The organism is Stenotrophomonas sp. GW821-FHT02D01 (assembly GCF_059421765.1).
The window spans coordinates 820,046-836,820 of the sequence record NZ_JBWKVP010000001.1 but is presented as its reverse complement, the minus strand read 5'-3'; the positions used below and the strand labels follow the sequence as shown (position 1 = coordinate 836,820).

Below are 16,775 nucleotides of genomic sequence, written 5' to 3'. Positions count from 1 at the left end.
GTTTGAGGCTGGACATGCTGCTACGCCCTTCCCTGCTTCCCGCCCTGGCCGTTTTCGCGGTCGCTGCGCGCCATCAGAACTTCGCCCAGGCCGCGCAGGAACTGCATCTGACTGCCAGCGCGGTCAGTCACCACGTGCGTCGCCTGGAAGAGGTACTGGCCACGCGCCTGTTCCTGCGCCATGCGCGCGGGGTACGCCTGACCGCCGAAGGCCGGCAGTTGGCAGACGCCGCCAGCGCGGCGTTCACCGATGTCGCCGCCGTCGCCCACCATCTGCAGCCGGACGCAGACAGCGTGCCGCTGCGGATCGCGACGCTGCGCTCGCTGTCATATTGCTGGCTGCTGCCACGGCTTCCGCGTTTCACCCAGGCCCATCCACACATCCGCATCGAGCTGCACACTGGCAGTGGCCTGGACCGTTACGACGAGAACGGCCCGGAGGTCGGCATCCGCTACGGACTGGGCCAATGGCCCGGACTGCACGCGCAGCACCTGATGGACGACAACCTGTTTCCCGTCGCGTCCCCGGCGCTGCCGGGAGTCGAAGCGCTGCAGGACCCGGCACGCATCGCCGAACTGCCGCTGCTGAGCGATCTGTCACCACAGGGCTGGCGCGATTGGTTCCGCCACGCCGGCGTGCGTCCGCCGTCACCGTTGCCGGCGATGCACACCTTTGCCGACAGTACCGACGCGATGCGCGCGGCGGTGTACGGCATGGGCGCGGTGCTGGCGCGTACCCACGTCGCCCAGCCGTACCTGCAGCGCTATGAGCTGGTACGCCTGCCTGGCCCTGCACTGAAGGCACGCTATGCCTATTACGTGGTGCATGCCGAAGGGCGGCCGCCCAGCCCCGCCGCACGGCTGTTCATTGACTGGCTGCTGGGCCAGGCAGCGGATGAGCGCACGCCGGTGCCGGCGTTGCCGGACAGTCTGCTGGGCCGACCGACCACACCCGGCTGACTGCGCCCTCACCCGATCTTTGCCCAGCGCTGGCTAGGCTGCAGGCGAACCCCACAACGTGCTTCCGCCATGGCCCTGCTGCGACTGCGAATTACCGGAACCGAAGACGATGCCCGCGCGATCAGCGACCTGCTGCTCGGCCTGGAAGGCATCGAACACGTCGAAGAGACCGACGACCTGATGCCGCACATGGATGACGATGATTCCAGCTCGGCCGGCCTTTCCGACGACATCGGCCCGGGCACCCACGAACTGGAAGTGGAAGTGGGCAACGAAAGCACCGCGCAGAAGGTCCGCGATGCGGTGCAGGAACTGGCGCTGGAACTGGATGTGTTCGTCGAATACGAGACCGACGAAGGCTGAGATGCGGGAGTGCCGGCCAGCGGCCGGCACTCCTGTGCCGGTCAGACTGCGGGCGGCAGCTTGCGGCGGCGGCGACGGATCAGCGCACGGACGATCCAGGCCATCACCAGCGCCACCACGCCCACCGGCAGCAAAGCGGCGGCGGCACGGATCAGGAATGCCACGCTGGTACTGAGAATGCTGCCCGACTCGCTCAGGGCTTCGCCGATCTCGCTGCGGCTACGTTGGCCCGACGTGGTGTCGAAATGCATCGTCACCAGCTGGGTATCGATGCGCCTGCGCTGCTGGGCGGCATCCTTGGTGGCCTGCTCCACCCCCGCCTCGATCTCCGACAGGCGCGTGGTGATAGCCATCAGATCCTCGATCTTCAGATCGCCGCGGTCCTGGTAGGACAGCAACCGCGCGTGCTCCTTCTCCAGCCGTGCCTTGGTCAGCGCGGTGTCGGCCACCTGCTGGGCCAGATCCTCGGCACGCGTGTTGCGCGCCTGCAGCGTGCCACCCTCGCCGGCCAGGCCGATCAGTGACTCCACGCCCTTCGGCGCGATGCGTACCTTGACCTCGCCACTGGGCTGTTCGCCACTGCGCTGATCCACCTGCAGCACCGCGCACTCACCGAACTTCGCGTTCTGGCACGCCTGCGCGACCTGCTGGATGCGCGGGGCGATCTGCGCTGCTTCCAGCTGCACCTGCACATCGTGCTCATACGCCAGGAATGCGCCTTCAGGCGAGGCTACGCCCGCTTCGGCGGCACCACCGGCATCGGCGGCCCTCTCACCCTGCTTGGCACAGGCCGCCAGCGCCAGCAGCAATGCCGGCACGATAACCACGCGCGTCCACACGCGAGGCGCCGTCATCGCGAGGCTCCGTCGAACGAGGTGATCGACAATCCACCCAGCTCCACCTGTGGCAGGCAGCGCACGTTGATCGCCACCATCGGCAGGCCGCTGCGCGGATCCACCGCCTCGCTGTACGGCGCGGTGCCGCACTCGCGGCAGTGATGGTGATCGATGTTGTGGGTGTTGAACTGGTAGGTCGCCACGTCGGCGATATCGGTGCCCAGCTGGAACGCCTCGCGCGGGGCGAACCAGAGCAGGCTGCCGCGGCGGCGGCACATCGAGCAGTTGCAGTCGATGACGTCCTTGATGGGGGCGTCGGCCTGCACGGTGAATGCGATCCTGCCGCAATGGCAGCTTCCCTGGTATTCCATGTCCCGCGCTCCGCTGGAGAGTCCCTGTATGCGCCCATGGTAATCCTATGGCACGGGGACAAAGCAGCCCTGGGGGCCTATGCTCGAGGATTGACCCCGTACAGGAATGCCGATGCGCCCGCATCTTCTTGCCCTCGCCCTCGTCGCCGCCCTCGCCGGTTGCCAGCCGGCCGATGCCCCGACCAACGGTTCCACCCCGGCCGCCAGCCAGCAGGCTGGTGATGCGGCGGTCGACGCCGCCTTCGCCGACCTGTCCAAGCGTGCCCTGGATACCTGGATGCAGCTGTCTCCGGTCAGTGCCACCCAGATCGGCGACCACCGCTATGACAGCGAGATCGACGACCTGAGCGCGGCCGGCCAGCAGAAGACCGTGGACGCCTACAAGGGCCTGCTGGGCGAGCTGGACAAGATCGAGGTGGCCAAGCTGGGCCGCGAAAACCAGGTGGATGCAGCGATCCTGCGCAACCAGCTGCAGTCGGAAATCTGGAATGCCGAGGTCATGCAGTCCGGCAAGTGGGATCCGCAGCTGTACAACGGCGTTGCCGGCAGCGCGATCTACGGCCTGATGGCACGCGAGTTCGCGCCGTTGCCCGAGCGCCTGAAGGCCGCCACCGCGCGCATGGAGAAACTGCCGGCGATCTTCGCCCAGGCCCGCGAAAACCTGGATCCGGCACGCGTGCCAAAGATCCATGCCGAGACGGTGGCCAAGCAGAACAAGGGCATCCTCAGCATCGTCGATACCTTCATCACCCCGCACATCGGCGAGCTGCCGCAGGCCGACCAGCAGCGCCTGCAGGCCGCCATCGACGGCCTGAAGAAGGCCGTGGACGAACAGCAGACCTGGCTGGACAAGACCCTGGTGCCGAACGCCAAGGGTGACTTCCGCATCGGTGCGGAAAAGTACGACCAGAAGCTCAAGTTCGCGCTGAATTCCTCGCTGTCGCGGCAGGAGATCGGTGAGCGTGCACGCGCCGAACTCAAGCGCGTGCGCGAGGACATGTACGGCATCGCGCAGACCGTGCTGAAAGACAAGCCGGGCGCACCGGAAATGCCGGCGCAGCCGACCGACGAACAGCAGCAGAAGGCGATCGAGGCCGCGCTGGAGCTGGCCTACGCTGACAAGCCGGCGCGCGACAAGGTGGTCGACGACGCCAAGGCCGCACTGGAGCAGTCCACTGCGTTCGTCCGCGAGCACGACCTGATGACCCTGCCCGACGCGCCGGTGGACATCATCCTGATGCCGGAATTCCAGCGTGGCGTGGCCGTGGCCTATTGCGATTCGCCGGGCCCGCTGGACAAGAACCTGAAGACCTTCTACGCGGTTTCGCCGATTCCGGACGACTGGAACGACAAGCAGGTTGATTCGTTCCTGCGCGAATACAACTCGCGCATGATCCACCTGCTCAGCATCCACGAGGGCACACCGGGCCACTACCTGGAAGGCTGGCATTCGGCCAAGTTCCCCTCCACCCTGCGCGCGGTGCTGCGCTCGGGCCTGTTCGCCGAAGGCTGGGCGGTCTACACCGAGCGCATGATGCAGGAGCAGGGCTATCTCAACAACGACCCGCTGTTCCACCTGGTGCAGCTGAAGTTCTACCTGCGCACGATCTCCAACGCGATCCTCGACCAGGGTGTGCACGTGGACAACTGGGATCGCGAGAAGGCGATGCACCTGATGACCCACGACGCCTTCCAGCAGGAAAGCGAAGCCTCGGGCAAGTGGGTACGTGCGCAGCTGACCTCGGCTCAGCTGCCGACCTACTTCGTCGGTGCGCAGGAACACTTCGACACCCGCAAGGCGATGCAGGACAAGCTGGGCGACAAGTTCAACCTGAAGGCCTACCACGACCAGATGCTGTCCTACGGCGCACCGCCGGTGCGCTTCGCACGCCAGCTGATGCTGGACCAGCCGATCGAGTGATGGATCGGGTGTGAGGTGAATGAAAACGGCCCGGGGAGACCCGGGCCGTTTCTTTATCCGTGTGGAACGGCATCCACGCATGGGGTGGATCTACTGTTGCGCATCCACCGTGCGGCGTTGGTCATTGCTCCGCGGCGACAAAGCCACCGGTCTGCCGCGCCCACAGGCGCGCGTACAGTCCACCGGCCTCGATCAGCTCGGCATGACTACCGGTCTCGACGATGCGGCCCTGGTCCATCACCACCAGCCGGTCCATGCGCGCGATGGTCGACAGGCGATGGGCGATCGCGATCACCGTCTTGCCGCCCATCAGCTCGTCCAGGTTGTCCTGGATGGCCGCTTCCACTTCCGAGTCCAGTGCCGAGGTCGCCTCGTCCAGCACCAGGATCGGGGCGTCCTTCAGCAGCACACGGGCAATGGCGATGCGCTGGCGCTGGCCACCGGACAGCTTTACCCCGCGCTCGCCGACGTGTGCGTCGTAGCCACGACGCCCCTCCCCGTCGACCAGTGTGTCGATGAAGGCCTCCGCGCGCGCCTTGGCCACGGCCGCGCGCAGCTGCGCGTCGGTGGCATCCGGGCGGCCGTACAGCAGGTTGTCGCGGATCGAACGGTGCAGCAGCGACGTATCCTGGGTGACCACGCCGATCTGCTGGCGCAGGCTTTCCTGGGTGACGTAGGCGATGTCCTGATCATCGATCAGGATGCGACCGCTTTCCAGGTCGTACAGCCGCAGCAGTACGTTCACCAGCGTCGACTTGCCGGCACCGGAGGGGCCGACCAGGCCGATCTTCTCGCCCGGCTTCACCACCAGGTCCAGGCCGGCAATCACGCCGCCCTTCTTGCCGTAATGGAAATGGACATCCTGGAAGTGCACACCGCCACGAGTCACCTGCAGCGGCACCGCATCCTCGCGGTCCTGCACGGTCAGCGGCTGGGCGATGGTGGTGATGCCATCCTGCACGGTACCGATGTCTTCGAAGATGCCGTTGATGGTCCACATGATCCAGCCGGACATGTTGTGGATGCGGATCACCAGGCCGGTTGCCAGGGTGATCGCGCCCACGGTGATGTGTCCGCCGTTCCACAGCCACAGCGCCAGGCCACAGGTACCGGCGATGAGGAAACCATTGACGATGGCGATGGTCAGGTCCATGCCGGTGGTGATCCGGGTCTGCGCGCGGTGCTTGACCGCCAGCTCCTGGATCGAATCGGCAACATAGGCCTGCTCGCGGCCGCCATGGGCGAACAGCTTCAGCGTGGGAATGTTGGTGTAGCCATCAACGATGCGTCCCATCGCCTTGGAGCGCGCCTCCGAGGCGATCCAGGCCCGTTCCTTCGCGCGCGGCACGAAGTAGATCATGATCACCACGTAGGCCAGCAGCCACAGGATCAGCGGCACCATCAACCGCCAGTCGGCCTGCGCGAACAGGTACAGCGCGGTGCCGGTGTAGACCACGATGTACCACAGCGAATCGACCATCTGCACCGCCGACTCGCGCAGCGAGGTACCGGTCTGCATCACCCGGTTGGCCATGCTGCCGGCGAAGTCGTTCTGGAAGAAGCTCAGGCTCTGCCGCACCACGTAGTTGTGCATCAGCCAGCGCGATCGATTGCTCAGGCCCGGCACGATGGCCTGGTTGACCAGCAGGTTGTGCAGGCCGACCAGGATTGGGCGCGCGATGACCGTGATGAACAGCATCCAGCCGAGGGTATCTGCATGGCGCTGGAAGAAGTCCGCACCGGGCTGCTCGGCAACCATGTCGACGATGCGACCGAGGAAATCGAACATCGCCACTTCCACCAACGCCAGCAGCAGGCCGGCGACCAGGGTGGCCAGCAGCACCGGCCACACCGGCCGCAGGTAGTGCAGGTAGAACGGCACCACGGTGCGCGGCGGCATGCGCCCGTCAATGGGCGGAAACACCGGAATCAGGGATTCAAACCAACGGAACATCGCATTCCCTCGCCATCGATAGCCGGCGGAGTATCCCACGCCACGTGTGTACGCCGGCCGACGATCACCACCGGTTCCCGCACGCCCTGGTGGTCGCCCACCTTGGTGGGCGCTCTACCGTATGCCGACCAAGGTCGGCATCTACCGGGCAGTGGGGCCGACCAAGGTCGGCGTCTACCGGGCAGTGGGCGTGAACAGCAGGTCCTGGAAATCGAAGCTGAAATCGGTCAGGTCCGAGATCGGCTGCATGCGCACCTCGCGCACTTTTCCATCCGGGTCCAGGCTGAAATTCACGAACGCATCGGCATTGAGCGAGCGATCGTCCCAGCGCACGATGAAGGTGTCGTGCTGCCAGTGTTCCAGGCGGCCGCTCAGCTGTGCCGTCTTTGCGAAGCGCAACCGCAGGTCCTTGCCTTCCGCGCGGATGACCATGTCGCCATACCAGCGGTCGCGGTAGGTGGCCGCATACCCGGCCAGCGGCAACGACGGTCTGCTGCCCTTGTCACGCTCGGCCTGGTGCTTGGCCCACGCTTCGTCGGCCTTGTCCTGGCCCTTGGCCACGCCCTTGGCATAGGCATCCACCCAGTCGTGCTTTTCACCGCCGAGGTAGGCATCGAGCACGCTCAGCGTGATCGCATTGAAGGCGGCCCCCACTTCCTGGTTGGTCAGCACCACCACGCCCAGCTTCTCGCCCGGCACCAGGGTCAGCCGCGAAACCATGCCCGGCCAGCCACCGGTGTGCCAGACCAGCTTCTGCCCGCGATAGTCGCTCAGGCTCCAGCCCTCGCCATAGCCGGCGAAGTTGGCCCGCGCCGGTGCCAGCTCCGGCACGCTCGGCGCCGGAATCGTCTGCGGCGTGATCATCTGCCACATCTGCTGCTGGCTCTTGGCGGTGAACAGCGCAGTGCCATCGGCCAGCTTGCCTTCGGCCAGCTGCACCTGCATCCAGCGCGCCATGTCGTGGGCACTGGAATAGATGCCACCGGCACCGGCGTTGTTCGACCAGGTCAACGGTGCAACGGTGCGCAGGTCCTTGAAATCGTACTTGGCGTGGCCGACCGCAGCATTGTCGCCGGCCTTGAGGTGATCGGCGTTGTAGCGCGTGCCGGCCATGCCGACCTTGTCGAAGATGCGTGTCTGCAGGAACTGCTGGTAGCTCATTCCCGACACGTGCTCGATCACCTGCTGGGCGACCGCATACAGGATGTTGTCGTAGGCATAGCGCTCGCGGAAACCGCCCTTCAGCGGCACCTGGCCGAGGCGCTGCACGACTTCGGCATTACTGTAGGAGGTGGTCGGCCAGAACAGCAGGTCGCCTGCGCCCAGGCTCAGACCACTGCGGTGGGAAAGCAGGTCGCGGATCGTCATCTGCCCGGTCACGAACGGATCGGACATGCGGAACGATGGCAGGTGGTCGATCACCTTGTCGTCCATCTTCAGCTTGCCGTCCTCGGCCAGCAGATTCAGCGAGGTGGCAGTGAAGGCCTTGGTGTTGGAGGCGATGGCGAACAGGGTATCGGCCTCGACCGGCGCCGGCTTGCCCAGCTCACGCACGCCCCAGCCGCGTTCCAGCACCACCTGCCCGTCCTTGACCACGGCCACGGCGATACCGGGCACGTCGAACTGCGCGCGCACGCGCTCCACGGTCGCATCCAGGTCCTGCAGCTGCTGCGGGGTCGCCGCATTGGCCATGGTCGTGCACGCAAGCAGCACGGCTCCTCCGATCCAGGTTTTCATCCAGCACCATCTCCGAACAGGGGTAGCGGCCATGTGCAGGCCGTCACCGGGGTTTCGCGCGATGGTAACGGCCCCGGGTGCAGCCTGCCCTGTGCCATAGGAGGGGTGTCATGGGTGCGAACGGCCAGAGCAGCAACGGCTCCACCATCATTCCGTGCCTGCGCTACCGCGATGCGCTGGCCGCCATCGACTGGCTGCAGCGCGCGTTCGGTTTCCACGCGCAGGCCGTGTATGCCGACGGCGATACGGTGCATCACGCCCAGCTGGTATTCGGCCAGGGCATGATCATGCTCGGATCTGCCAGCAACAGCGGCGAATGGGCCAAGCTGGCGGCGATGCCCGATGAAGTCGGTGGCCGGCAGACCCAGAGTGCCTGCGTGATCGTCACCGATGTCGACGCGCACTACGTCCGTGCCAAGGCTGCCGGTGCGCGCATCGTCATCGACATTGCCGACCAGGCCTACGGCGGACGTGGCTATGCCTGTGCCGACCCGGAAGGCTACCTGTGGTGGTTCGGCAGTTACGATCCGTGGCGGGCGGAACACACGCAATGACGGCACGGCATGGGTCTGCGGCGCCGGTGCGCTGCGGTATCGGCGGCTGGGTGTTCCCGCAATGGCGTGGTGGCGCCTTCTATCCGCCCGGCCTGATCCAACGCGAAGAGCTGGCCTATGCCAGCCGCGCGTTGCGCTGCATCGAAATCAACGGCACCTTCTACCGCACCCCGACAGCGACCCAGTGCGCGCAATGGGCAGCGCAGACGCCGGAAGGTTTCCGGTTCTCGATGAAGGCCCCGCGTCATCTGGTGCAGCGTCGCGACCTGTCGTCCACGATCGAGGCGGCCAGCGCGTTCCTGCAGGCGGCCGTCGCGCTGGGCGACCGGCTGGGCCCGTTGCTCTGGCAGTTCGACCCGCAGCACCCGGCCGATGCCGCGGCGCTGGATGCCTTCATGGCACAGCTGCCCAAGCAGCTGGATGGAACGGGGTTGCAGCATGCGTTGGAGGTGCGCAACGCCAGCGTCCATGGGCCGGAACTGGTGGAAGCGGCGCGCCGGCATGGCGTGGCCCTGGTGATCGAAGACAGCGACGAATCGCCGCTGCATGGCGACATCACCGCCAGCTTCGTCTATGCACGGATCAAACGCAGCCAGGCCAGACTGGCCGAAGGTCTTCCCCAGCCGATGCAGCAGCGCTGGGCCACGCGCGCGCGGTGCTGGGCCCGGGGTGAGGCGGTGGACGACCTGCCCTGCCTGGCCGCACCGGCCCCTGCCGCGCCGCGCGATGTCTACCTGCTGTGCATCGGTGCCGGCAAGGTGCGCAATCCGGCGGCGGCGATGGCACTGCAGCGGGTCATCGACGGCGCCAGCGATCCACTGCCCACAGCAGTGTCCAGCCCAGCACGAACACCCCGCCGACGCGCAGCACGCTGAGGCCGAATGCACGCGAACCGATCCGCTGTACTTCCAGGAACGGATACGGTGCGCTGCCCAGCCACGAGGCCGTGAGCATCGCCCAGCCCAGGTAGGCCAGCGGCACCAGCAGGACCACACCCAACGCACGCCAGCGCAGGCCACCATGTGGCAGCAGCCCCGCCCAACCGGCCAGATACAGCAGCGGCACCACGTAGTGCAAGCCGACATCGGCCCACCATTGCAGGCCAGTTGGCTGCCACAACCCCTGCAGCGCCAGCAGATAGATCAGGCCGGTGACGCCGATGCACAGTGCCAGGGTGGCGGCTACCGTAGGTCGCAGTGCGCGGCCGCTGCAGAGCCAGAGGCAGCCCAGGCACACGGCCAGATTGCTGAGGATGGTGAAGTAGCTGAAGAAGCGCAGGCTCGCCACGCCGGGTCCCAGGCTGGTGCCGATGCCACGCATCAGCAGGGCAAACTGCAGCAGCAGCGATGCTGCCGCGACCAGCGCGGTCAACAGCGCCCAGCCGCGCAGCAGAAGAAAACGGGCAGCAGGCATGCACGGCTCCCTCGTGGCAACGCCGCGAGCATGCCACAGGCATCGCCCGCCGATGCGGCTTGCCTCACAATACGCCGATGAGCACACCCGACACCCGCAAAGCGCTTTGGCAGATCCACTTCTGTGTCCTGCTGTGGGGCGTCACCGCCATCCTCGGCAAGGTCATCACCCTGCCGGCGCTGCCGCTGGTGTGGTGGCGCATGCTGCTGGTGGTGGCGATGCTGGCGTTGCTGCCGCGGGTCTGGCGCGGGTTGCGCACGTTGCCGCTGCGGCTGGTGGCCGGCTATGCCGGTATCGGCGCGCTGGTGGCCCTGCACTGGCTGACCTTCTACGGCGCGGTGAAGCTGGCCAATGCCTCGGTTGCCGCCACCTGCATCGCCCTGGCACCGGTGTTCACCTCGATCATCGAGCCTTGGGTGGCCAAGCGTCCCTTCCAGCTGCGCGAACTGGCATTCGGCCTGGCGGTGCTGCCCGGTGTGGCGCTGGTGGTGGGCGGCGTGCCCGACGGCATGCGTCTGGGCGTGTTGATCGGTGCGCTCTCGGCCCTGCTGGTGGCAGTGTTCGGCTCGCTCAACAAGCGCATGGTCAGCCATGCCGATCCGCTGACGGTGACCGCGCTGGAGCTCGGCGCCGGTACCATCACCCTGACCCTGCTGGCACCGTTGATGCCGTACCTGCTGCCGGCGCTGGCCAGCCCGTTGTGGATCGTTCCCGACCTGCACGACGGCATCCTGCTGCTGGTGCTGGCCGGTGCCTGCACGCTGCTGCCGTTCGCGCTGGCCCTGGTCGCGCTGCGCCACCTCAGCGCCTACACCGTGCAGCTGGTCACCAACCTGGAACCGGTCTACGCCGTGTTGCTGGCCGTGGTGCTGCTGCGCGAGCAGCATGAAGTCACCCCGTGGTTCTACCTGGGCGTGGCGATCATCGTCGGTGCCGTGTTCCTGCATCCGCTGCTCAACCGCCGCAAGCGCGTACAGCATCCGGAAATCCTCGGCACATCCGAAGCGCGCAACATCGCCGATTGAGTGCGTCCGCGCATTGCGTGGATCTTCCCGGTACCTGTCTCAGCGCTGCGGCCAATGCCAGGCCGGTGCATCCAGCAGGCCCTGCCCGCTCAGCAGCGTACGCCCGTGTTCCTTGTGCAGGTGCATTGAATGGCACTGCGGTGCCTGTTCCAGCGCGGCAATCAAGCGCGTGGCGTGCGATACCACCCAGACCTGGCTGCGTGCACTGGCGGCGATGATCAACCGTGCCAACGCCGGCAGCAGGTCCGGATGCAGGCTGGTCTCCGGCTCGTTAAGCACCAGCAGCGGCGGTGGCCGTGGCGTGTGCAGGGCCGCGGCCAGCAACAGGAACCGCAGCGTGCCGTCGGACAGTTCTGCCATCGACAGTGGTCGCAGCAGACCGGGCTGGTGGAAGCGCAGCGCGAGTCGGCCATCCAGTTCCTCGAAGCTGACCGTCGCCCCCGGGAATGCATCCTCGATCGTCCGCGCCAGCGCCTGCGGATCGCCGATTTCCAGGATCGTCACCCAGGCGGCGGCGAGGTCGCGGCCGTCGTGGTGCAGCACCGGGGTACGGGTCGCCATTGCCGGTTGTCGCGCCGGTGCATCGGCATCGCTGCGGAAGTGGTCGTAGAAGCGCCAACGGCGGATGTACTCGCGCAAGGTGATGGCTTCCGGCATGCGCTGCGGATCGCCCACCTGGGTGAACAGGCTGTCGAACAGTGAAAGACGATCATCCACTACATCCCAGCCATGCCCGTGCCGCTGCCGCACCAGCGCACCGCGGCGGTCGACCAGCAGATTGGCGCTGCGCAGGAACGGTCCTGCCCAGATCGCTTCAGCCTTGATCTGCGGGTCCAGCGCGAAGGCCGATCGGCTAGGCGGCGGATATCCGAGGTCGATGGCGTAGCCGAATTCATCCGTGGCGAAGCCCAGCTTGAGCCCCACCGACTCCTGTCGCGGCCCGCCTTGCAACGGAATCTCACCGGCCAGCACGCGGCGGTCGATCTTTTCCGGACCGGCCCACAGCGCCGAGCCCAATCCACCCTCCCGCGCCAGTACCGCTGCAACACCGCCCTGGGCGGTTTCCGCCAGCAGGCGCAGCGCGCGGTACAGGCTGGATTTGCCACTGCCGTTGTCGCCGGTGACCACGTTGAGCCGCTGCATCGGCAGTACCAGCGCATGCAGCGATCGGTAATTGGCGATGGCCAGGGTCTGCAGCATGGTCGACGTCCTTGCGGTGAGTCGTTGAGGGTGCCGTACGGGTATCGCAATGGCTGCGACTGCACGCAAAGGCCCGGGCCATCCACGCATCGCGTGGATCCACCGCAGCCGCGCGGGCGGTCAGGGCGCCACTTCCACCCGGTTGCGGCCGGCGCCCTTGGCCCGATACAGCGCGGCATCGGCACGGGCCAGAGTCTGGTCAGACGTTTCACCGGGCTGGTGCTGTGCCACACCGATGCTGATGGTCACCGGGAAGCCCAGCGGCAGGTTGGACACGGCCACCCGCAGGAACTCGCATTGCAGTTCGGCGGTGCGCAGGTCCGCGTCCGGCATCAGTGCCACGAATTCCTCGCCGCCATAGCGCGCGGCCAGCCCCCCACCGGCGAAGTGCGAGCGCAGCAGCGCCCCCAGTTCGGCCAGCACCCGGTCGCCGGTCGCGTGGCCCTGGAAATCATTGATGTGCTTGAAATGGTCGATGTCCAGCAGGGCCACGCAGGTCTGCCGGTCGCGGCCATCGACGGCAATCACCGCCTCGTCCAGCGCCGCTGCCAGTGCCCGCCGGTTGGGTAGGCCGGTCAGGGCGTCGGTACGGCTCTGTTCGGCCAGGTCGGCATTCTGGGCCAGCAGCACATCGTGATACTCCGACAGCAGGCGTTCGTAATCGTTGCGCTCAAGCATGTGCCGCTGGATATCCAGGGCGAAACGGCGCAGCTCCATCACCACCATCACCTGCCGCGACAGCGCGGCCAACGCTTCGGCCTTGTCGGTCGCCAGCTGCTGCGGCCGCGCGTCGAACACGCACAGGGTTCCCAGCGGCAGGCCGTCGCTGCTGATCAACGGCGCACCGGCATAGAAGCGCACATGCGGGTCGCCGGTCACCACCGGATTGTCGTGGAAGCGGACGTCCTGCAATGCATCCTCAACCACCATGATTTCCTGCGGCTGCAGGATCGCGTGGCCACACATCGACTCGCTGCGCAGGTTCTCGGTCGCGGCGATGCCCTGCATCGACTTGAACCACTGGCGCTCGACGTCGATCAGGGTCACGGCCGCCATGGTCGTGCCACACACCGCCTTGGCGATGGCCACCAGGTCATCGAACGAGCGTTCGCGCTCGGAATCGAGGATCCGGTAGCGGTACAGCGCCTCCAGGCGCAGCGCTTCGTTGGCAGGCTTGTCGGGCTTGATCATGCAACGTCACGTTCCGGCAGGTCGCCGCAAAGTCTAGCTGATGTAGCCGCGCAGTCTGCACACACGGGGTAGTGCCGGCCGCTGGCCGGCATCCTGATGTTCATTGCCAGCACCGTGCAGTTGCCGGCCAGCGGCCGGCACTAACGCCCGTTGCTTACCAGTCCTGCTGCTGCGGCAACAGGCCGTGCAGTTCCTGCTCGGTCAGGTTGCGCCACTGGCCCGGCTTCAGTGCACCGATCTTGATGTTGTCGATGCGTACGCGGCGCAGCTGGGTCACGCGGTAGCCGAACTCGGCCGCCATCAGCCGGATCTGCCGGTTCAGGCCCTGCTGCAGGATGATGCGGAAACCGAATTTGGCGATCCGCGAGGTCTTGCACGGCAGCGTCATCTGGTCATGGATGCGTACGCCGCGGGCCATGCCGCGCAGGAATTCGTCGGTGACCGGTTTGTTCACCGCCACCAGGTATTCCTTCTGGTGACCGTTTTCGGCGCGCAGGATCTGGTTGACGATGTCGCCGTTGCTGGTCATCAGGATCAGGCCTTCCGATTCCTTGTCCAGGCGGCCGATCGGGAAGATGCGCTGTTCATGGCCGACGAAGTCGACGATGTTGCCCTTCACCGTGCTTTCGGTGGTGCAGGTCACGCCCACCGGCTTGTTCAGCACGATGTACACGTGGCGGCGGGCGCCCGGCTTGCGGGCAGTGCGCACGCGCAGGGGCTGGCCGTCGACCAGCACCTTGTCATCCTCACCGACCACCGCGCCGGTGCCGGCGGCATGGCCATTGACGGTGACCCGGCGGGCGGCGATCAGGCGATCGGCCTCGCGTCGGGAGCAGAAGCCGGTGTCGGCGATGTATTTGTTGAGTCGGGTGGTCATCGCCCCATTATCCGGCATCACCGCCCTTCCCGCCTCATGCCGTGGTCAACGGATCTTCGGTTTCGCCATCGAACACCCGGTTGCGGCCACTGCGCTTGGCTACGTACATGGCGTGGTCGGCCCGTCGCAGCAGCGCAGCCAGGTCATCTTCGGCTGGCCGCCACTGTGCCAGACCGATGCTTGCGGTCACCTCCAGGCCGGGCACCTGCAGGTCCCGGCAGGTCTCGGTGATGCGCTGGCGCAGGCGTTCCAGGCGCGCGGCAGCGATCTCACGTGGCATTCCCGGCAACAGCAGCAGGAACTCCTCGCCGCCCATCCGCACTACCTCGTCCTCGCTGCGGACAGCGGCGCGCAGCGCGCGGGCCACGGCCACCAGCACCTGGTCGCCGACCTCATGGCCATGGCGATCATTGATGTCCTTGAACAGATCGATATCGAGAAAGCCGATCACCAGCGGCCCCCTTTCGCGCTCGCCGCCCTGCAAATGCTGGGCCAGTTGGTGCAGGCCGGCACGGCGGTTGGGCAGGCCGGTCAGCATGTCGGTCTCGGCGAGCTGGCGCATTTCATCGCGCTGCTGGCGCAGCCGGCCAAGGCGCAGGTTGAGCGCATAGGCCGCCATCATCAGCAGCCAGGTGACCGCCAGCTGCAGGGCCTCCACCCGGTATTCCATCAACCAGTGCGCGCTGGCGGCGTCGGCCACGATCAGCACCAGCATCGGCGCCAGTGCGGCCAGCCCGGCCAGCGACCAGACATCGCCGCGCAACCGGGCCCAGATGCCCATCGCCAACGACAGTGCGCAGCCGACAATGAAGCTCCACTGCAGGACCTGTGCGACCACAACCAGTCCATCGCGCTGCAACCACGGCACCAGTGCCGCCAGCGTGAGCAGGGACCACAACACCAGCTGCTGGCCCACGCGCGAACGTGGCAGCACGCGGTCACCGCCGTTCAGGCGCCACAGCGCCGGCAACACCAGTGCCTGGGTCGCCGCAGTCAGCGCCAGCAGCCACCAGTCACCGCGCCCGCCGACCCGCAGCCAGGGCTCGGGATAGCCGCTGAGACCGCCAAGGATCGACTGCCACAGCACCAGCACCAGGGTGGCACCGATATACATCAGGAAGCTGCGGTCGCGGGTGGTCAGATAGGCCATCAGTGCCGACAGCGCCAGCGCGATTGCCACGGCGATGCATGCGGCGCGCACCAGCAGCCGGGCAGTGTCGTTCTGCTGCACCGGGCTGGGCGCACCCAGCTGCAATGTCGGAACCCAGCGCGCCTTCAGCGGCGTCTGCCAGGAAACCAGGAAGGGCTCGTGGCTGCCGGCAGCGGGTACCGCCACCATGCCGATGCCCGCACGAAAGCGCGAATCGCGGGTGCGCGCATCCTGCATGTTGCCGCAGATCTCGCGATCACCGTGCTGCAGCCGCACTTCGCCGGCAAAGATGTTGAAGACATCCAGCGCCTGCGGCTCGCCGGACCAGCCTTCTGGCGGTGCATTTACCCGTGTCTGCTGGCGCGGCCCGGCCAGCATCTCCGCCGTGCACGCGCGATGGGGCGTAGGTTCGGCTGTCGCGGTGCCGACCAGAAGGTAATCGCGGCCGGCGTCGACGCTGCGCGCATGGCCCAGCCACGGCAACGCCAACCACACCAGCAGCAGGACAAGCACCGCCCCTGTTTCCAAACGCACCTGCCTGCCGCCCACGCCACGTCCTGTTCCTGCTTACGTCCGCGCCCACTGCGCGTCGCCCCTAGCGGCATTATCGCAGCGGAATGCACCACCGATGTGTAGACCAAAGTGGCGGGGGTATTGGCCGGGCTGCCGCCCGGCACCCGCAGAGGCCGGAGCCGAAGCAACAGCGAAAGCGGCTACCGAGGTGGGCGGGGCGGTATGGGCAAGCAGGACACGCCGTAAACCCATCCATGGGGGCTCGATGGCGCCTTGCTCGTGTGCGCCGTCCTGCGCACACGGCAAGACCGGGGTTGGGCGTCCTGCCCAACCCGCCCGAGGGCATGCCTCGGGCCCATGGCGCCAACGGTCCTGCCTGCCCATACCGCCCCACCCCTGACAGTGTCCCGCCATCTGGTAGATCCACGCCGTGCGTGGATGGATGTTCATACCGTTTCGAAATCAGTGAATGGATTGGATGTCATCCACGCATGGCGTGGATCTACACGTCGACCAAGGTCGACACCTACCAACAGCAGCCGGAATCTGTCGAAGGCGGGGTGGGTCCGGTTGCGGGGGCGTGAGCGCCATGGATGGCGCGACCGAGCCTACAGGGACGTACTTGCGGCGTCCCCCGCAACCGGACCCACCCCGCCATCCCACGGAATGCAGCTGTTGCTGTTGAGGTTGAGGTTGAGGGTGCCGGGCGCC

15 protein-coding genes are annotated in these 16,775 nt (G+C 66.7%); 6 read left to right on the top strand and 9 right to left on the bottom strand.

The window, feature by feature from the left end:
- Positions 1–14: 14 nt before the first annotated feature.
- Complete coding sequence (locus AC07UW_RS03840) at positions 15–959, top strand: LysR substrate-binding domain-containing protein (protein ID WP_117309888.1); 945 nt, start codon at positions 15–17, stop codon at positions 957–959.
- A 69-nt stretch (positions 960–1,028) separates the two neighbouring features.
- Positions 1,029–1,322 (top strand): hypothetical protein, encoded by a 294-nt coding sequence (locus AC07UW_RS03835; protein ID WP_025877698.1) that lies wholly within the window; start codon positions 1,029–1,031, stop codon positions 1,320–1,322.
- Between the two features lie 41 nt (positions 1,323–1,363).
- Here AC07UW_RS03835 and AC07UW_RS03830 read toward each other — a convergent pair whose 3' ends face one another.
- Entirely contained in the window at positions 1,364–2,176 is an 813-nt protein-coding gene (locus AC07UW_RS03830) for a DUF4349 domain-containing protein (RefSeq protein WP_336026118.1), read from the bottom strand.
- Positions 2,173–2,529, bottom strand: coding sequence for a GFA family protein (locus AC07UW_RS03825; RefSeq protein ID WP_093817734.1), 357 nt, complete (start codon positions 2,527–2,529; stop codon positions 2,173–2,175). The genes AC07UW_RS03830 and AC07UW_RS03825 overlap by 4 nt, the downstream gene beginning before the upstream one ends.
- Before the next feature lie 112 nt (positions 2,530–2,641).
- Here AC07UW_RS03825 and AC07UW_RS03820 point away from each other — a divergent pair, with 112 nt between their 5' ends.
- A complete protein-coding gene (locus AC07UW_RS03820) occupies positions 2,642–4,450 on the top strand; it encodes a DUF885 domain-containing protein (protein WP_025877701.1) in 1,809 nt (602 codons plus the stop codon).
- A gap of 121 nt (positions 4,451–4,571) precedes the next feature.
- Here the strand turns inward: AC07UW_RS03820 and smrA are convergent, their stop codons facing one another.
- Together smrA and AC07UW_RS03810 are read right to left on the bottom strand one after the other, a co-directional pair.
- Complete coding sequence (smrA, locus tag AC07UW_RS03815) at positions 4,572–6,404, bottom strand: multidrug efflux ABC transporter SmrA (protein ID WP_025877703.1); 1,833 nt, start codon at positions 6,402–6,404, stop codon at positions 4,572–4,574.
- Between the two features lie 174 nt (positions 6,405–6,578).
- Entirely contained in the window at positions 6,579–8,141 is a 1,563-nt protein-coding gene (locus AC07UW_RS03810) for a serine hydrolase (RefSeq protein ID WP_447944844.1), read from the bottom strand.
- A 110-nt stretch (positions 8,142–8,251) separates the two neighbouring features.
- Here AC07UW_RS03810 and AC07UW_RS03805 point away from each other — a divergent pair, with 110 nt between their 5' ends.
- Positions 8,252–8,695: a VOC family protein gene (locus AC07UW_RS03805; RefSeq protein ID WP_495211470.1), complete on the top strand. Its 444-nt coding sequence runs from the start codon at positions 8,252–8,254 to the stop codon at positions 8,693–8,695.
- Positions 8,692–9,570, top strand: a complete 879-nt coding sequence (locus AC07UW_RS03800; protein ID WP_495211469.1) for a DUF72 domain-containing protein — start codon at positions 8,692–8,694, stop codon at positions 9,568–9,570. The genes AC07UW_RS03805 and AC07UW_RS03800 overlap by 4 nt, the downstream gene beginning before the upstream one ends.
- On the opposite strand, the gene AC07UW_RS03795 is transcribed toward AC07UW_RS03800, so the two are convergent.
- Positions 9,491–10,108: a Pr6Pr family membrane protein gene (locus tag AC07UW_RS03795; RefSeq protein ID WP_495211468.1), complete on the bottom strand. Its 618-nt coding sequence runs from the start codon at positions 10,106–10,108 to the stop codon at positions 9,491–9,493. The two genes, AC07UW_RS03800 and AC07UW_RS03795, sit on opposite strands and share 80 nt — an antisense overlap.
- Positions 10,109–10,185: 77 nt before the next feature.
- On the opposite strand from AC07UW_RS03795, the gene AC07UW_RS03790 reads away from it, so the two are divergent.
- Positions 10,186–11,133, top strand: a complete 948-nt coding sequence (locus AC07UW_RS03790) for a DMT family transporter (RefSeq protein WP_495211467.1) — start codon at positions 10,186–10,188, stop codon at positions 11,131–11,133.
- Between the two features lie 39 nt (positions 11,134–11,172).
- On the opposite strand, the gene AC07UW_RS03785 is transcribed toward AC07UW_RS03790, so the two are convergent.
- From AC07UW_RS03785 to AC07UW_RS03770, 4 genes are all read right to left on the bottom strand, one after another.
- Positions 11,173–12,333 (bottom strand): AAA family ATPase, encoded by a 1,161-nt coding sequence (locus AC07UW_RS03785; protein WP_134832215.1) that lies wholly within the window; start codon positions 12,331–12,333, stop codon positions 11,173–11,175.
- A gap of 120 nt (positions 12,334–12,453) precedes the next feature.
- Positions 12,454–13,524, bottom strand: a complete 1,071-nt coding sequence (locus tag AC07UW_RS03780) for a GGDEF domain-containing protein (protein WP_059063565.1) — start codon at positions 13,522–13,524, stop codon at positions 12,454–12,456.
- 154 nt (positions 13,525–13,678) lie between these two features.
- Positions 13,679–14,401 (bottom strand): pseudouridine synthase, encoded by a 723-nt coding sequence (locus AC07UW_RS03775; RefSeq protein ID WP_495211466.1) that lies wholly within the window; start codon positions 14,399–14,401, stop codon positions 13,679–13,681.
- A gap of 34 nt (positions 14,402–14,435) precedes the next feature.
- Positions 14,436–16,100 (bottom strand): sensor domain-containing diguanylate cyclase, encoded by a 1,665-nt coding sequence (locus AC07UW_RS03770; RefSeq protein ID WP_495211465.1) that lies wholly within the window; start codon positions 16,098–16,100, stop codon positions 14,436–14,438.
- Positions 16,101–16,775 lie beyond the last annotated feature (675 nt).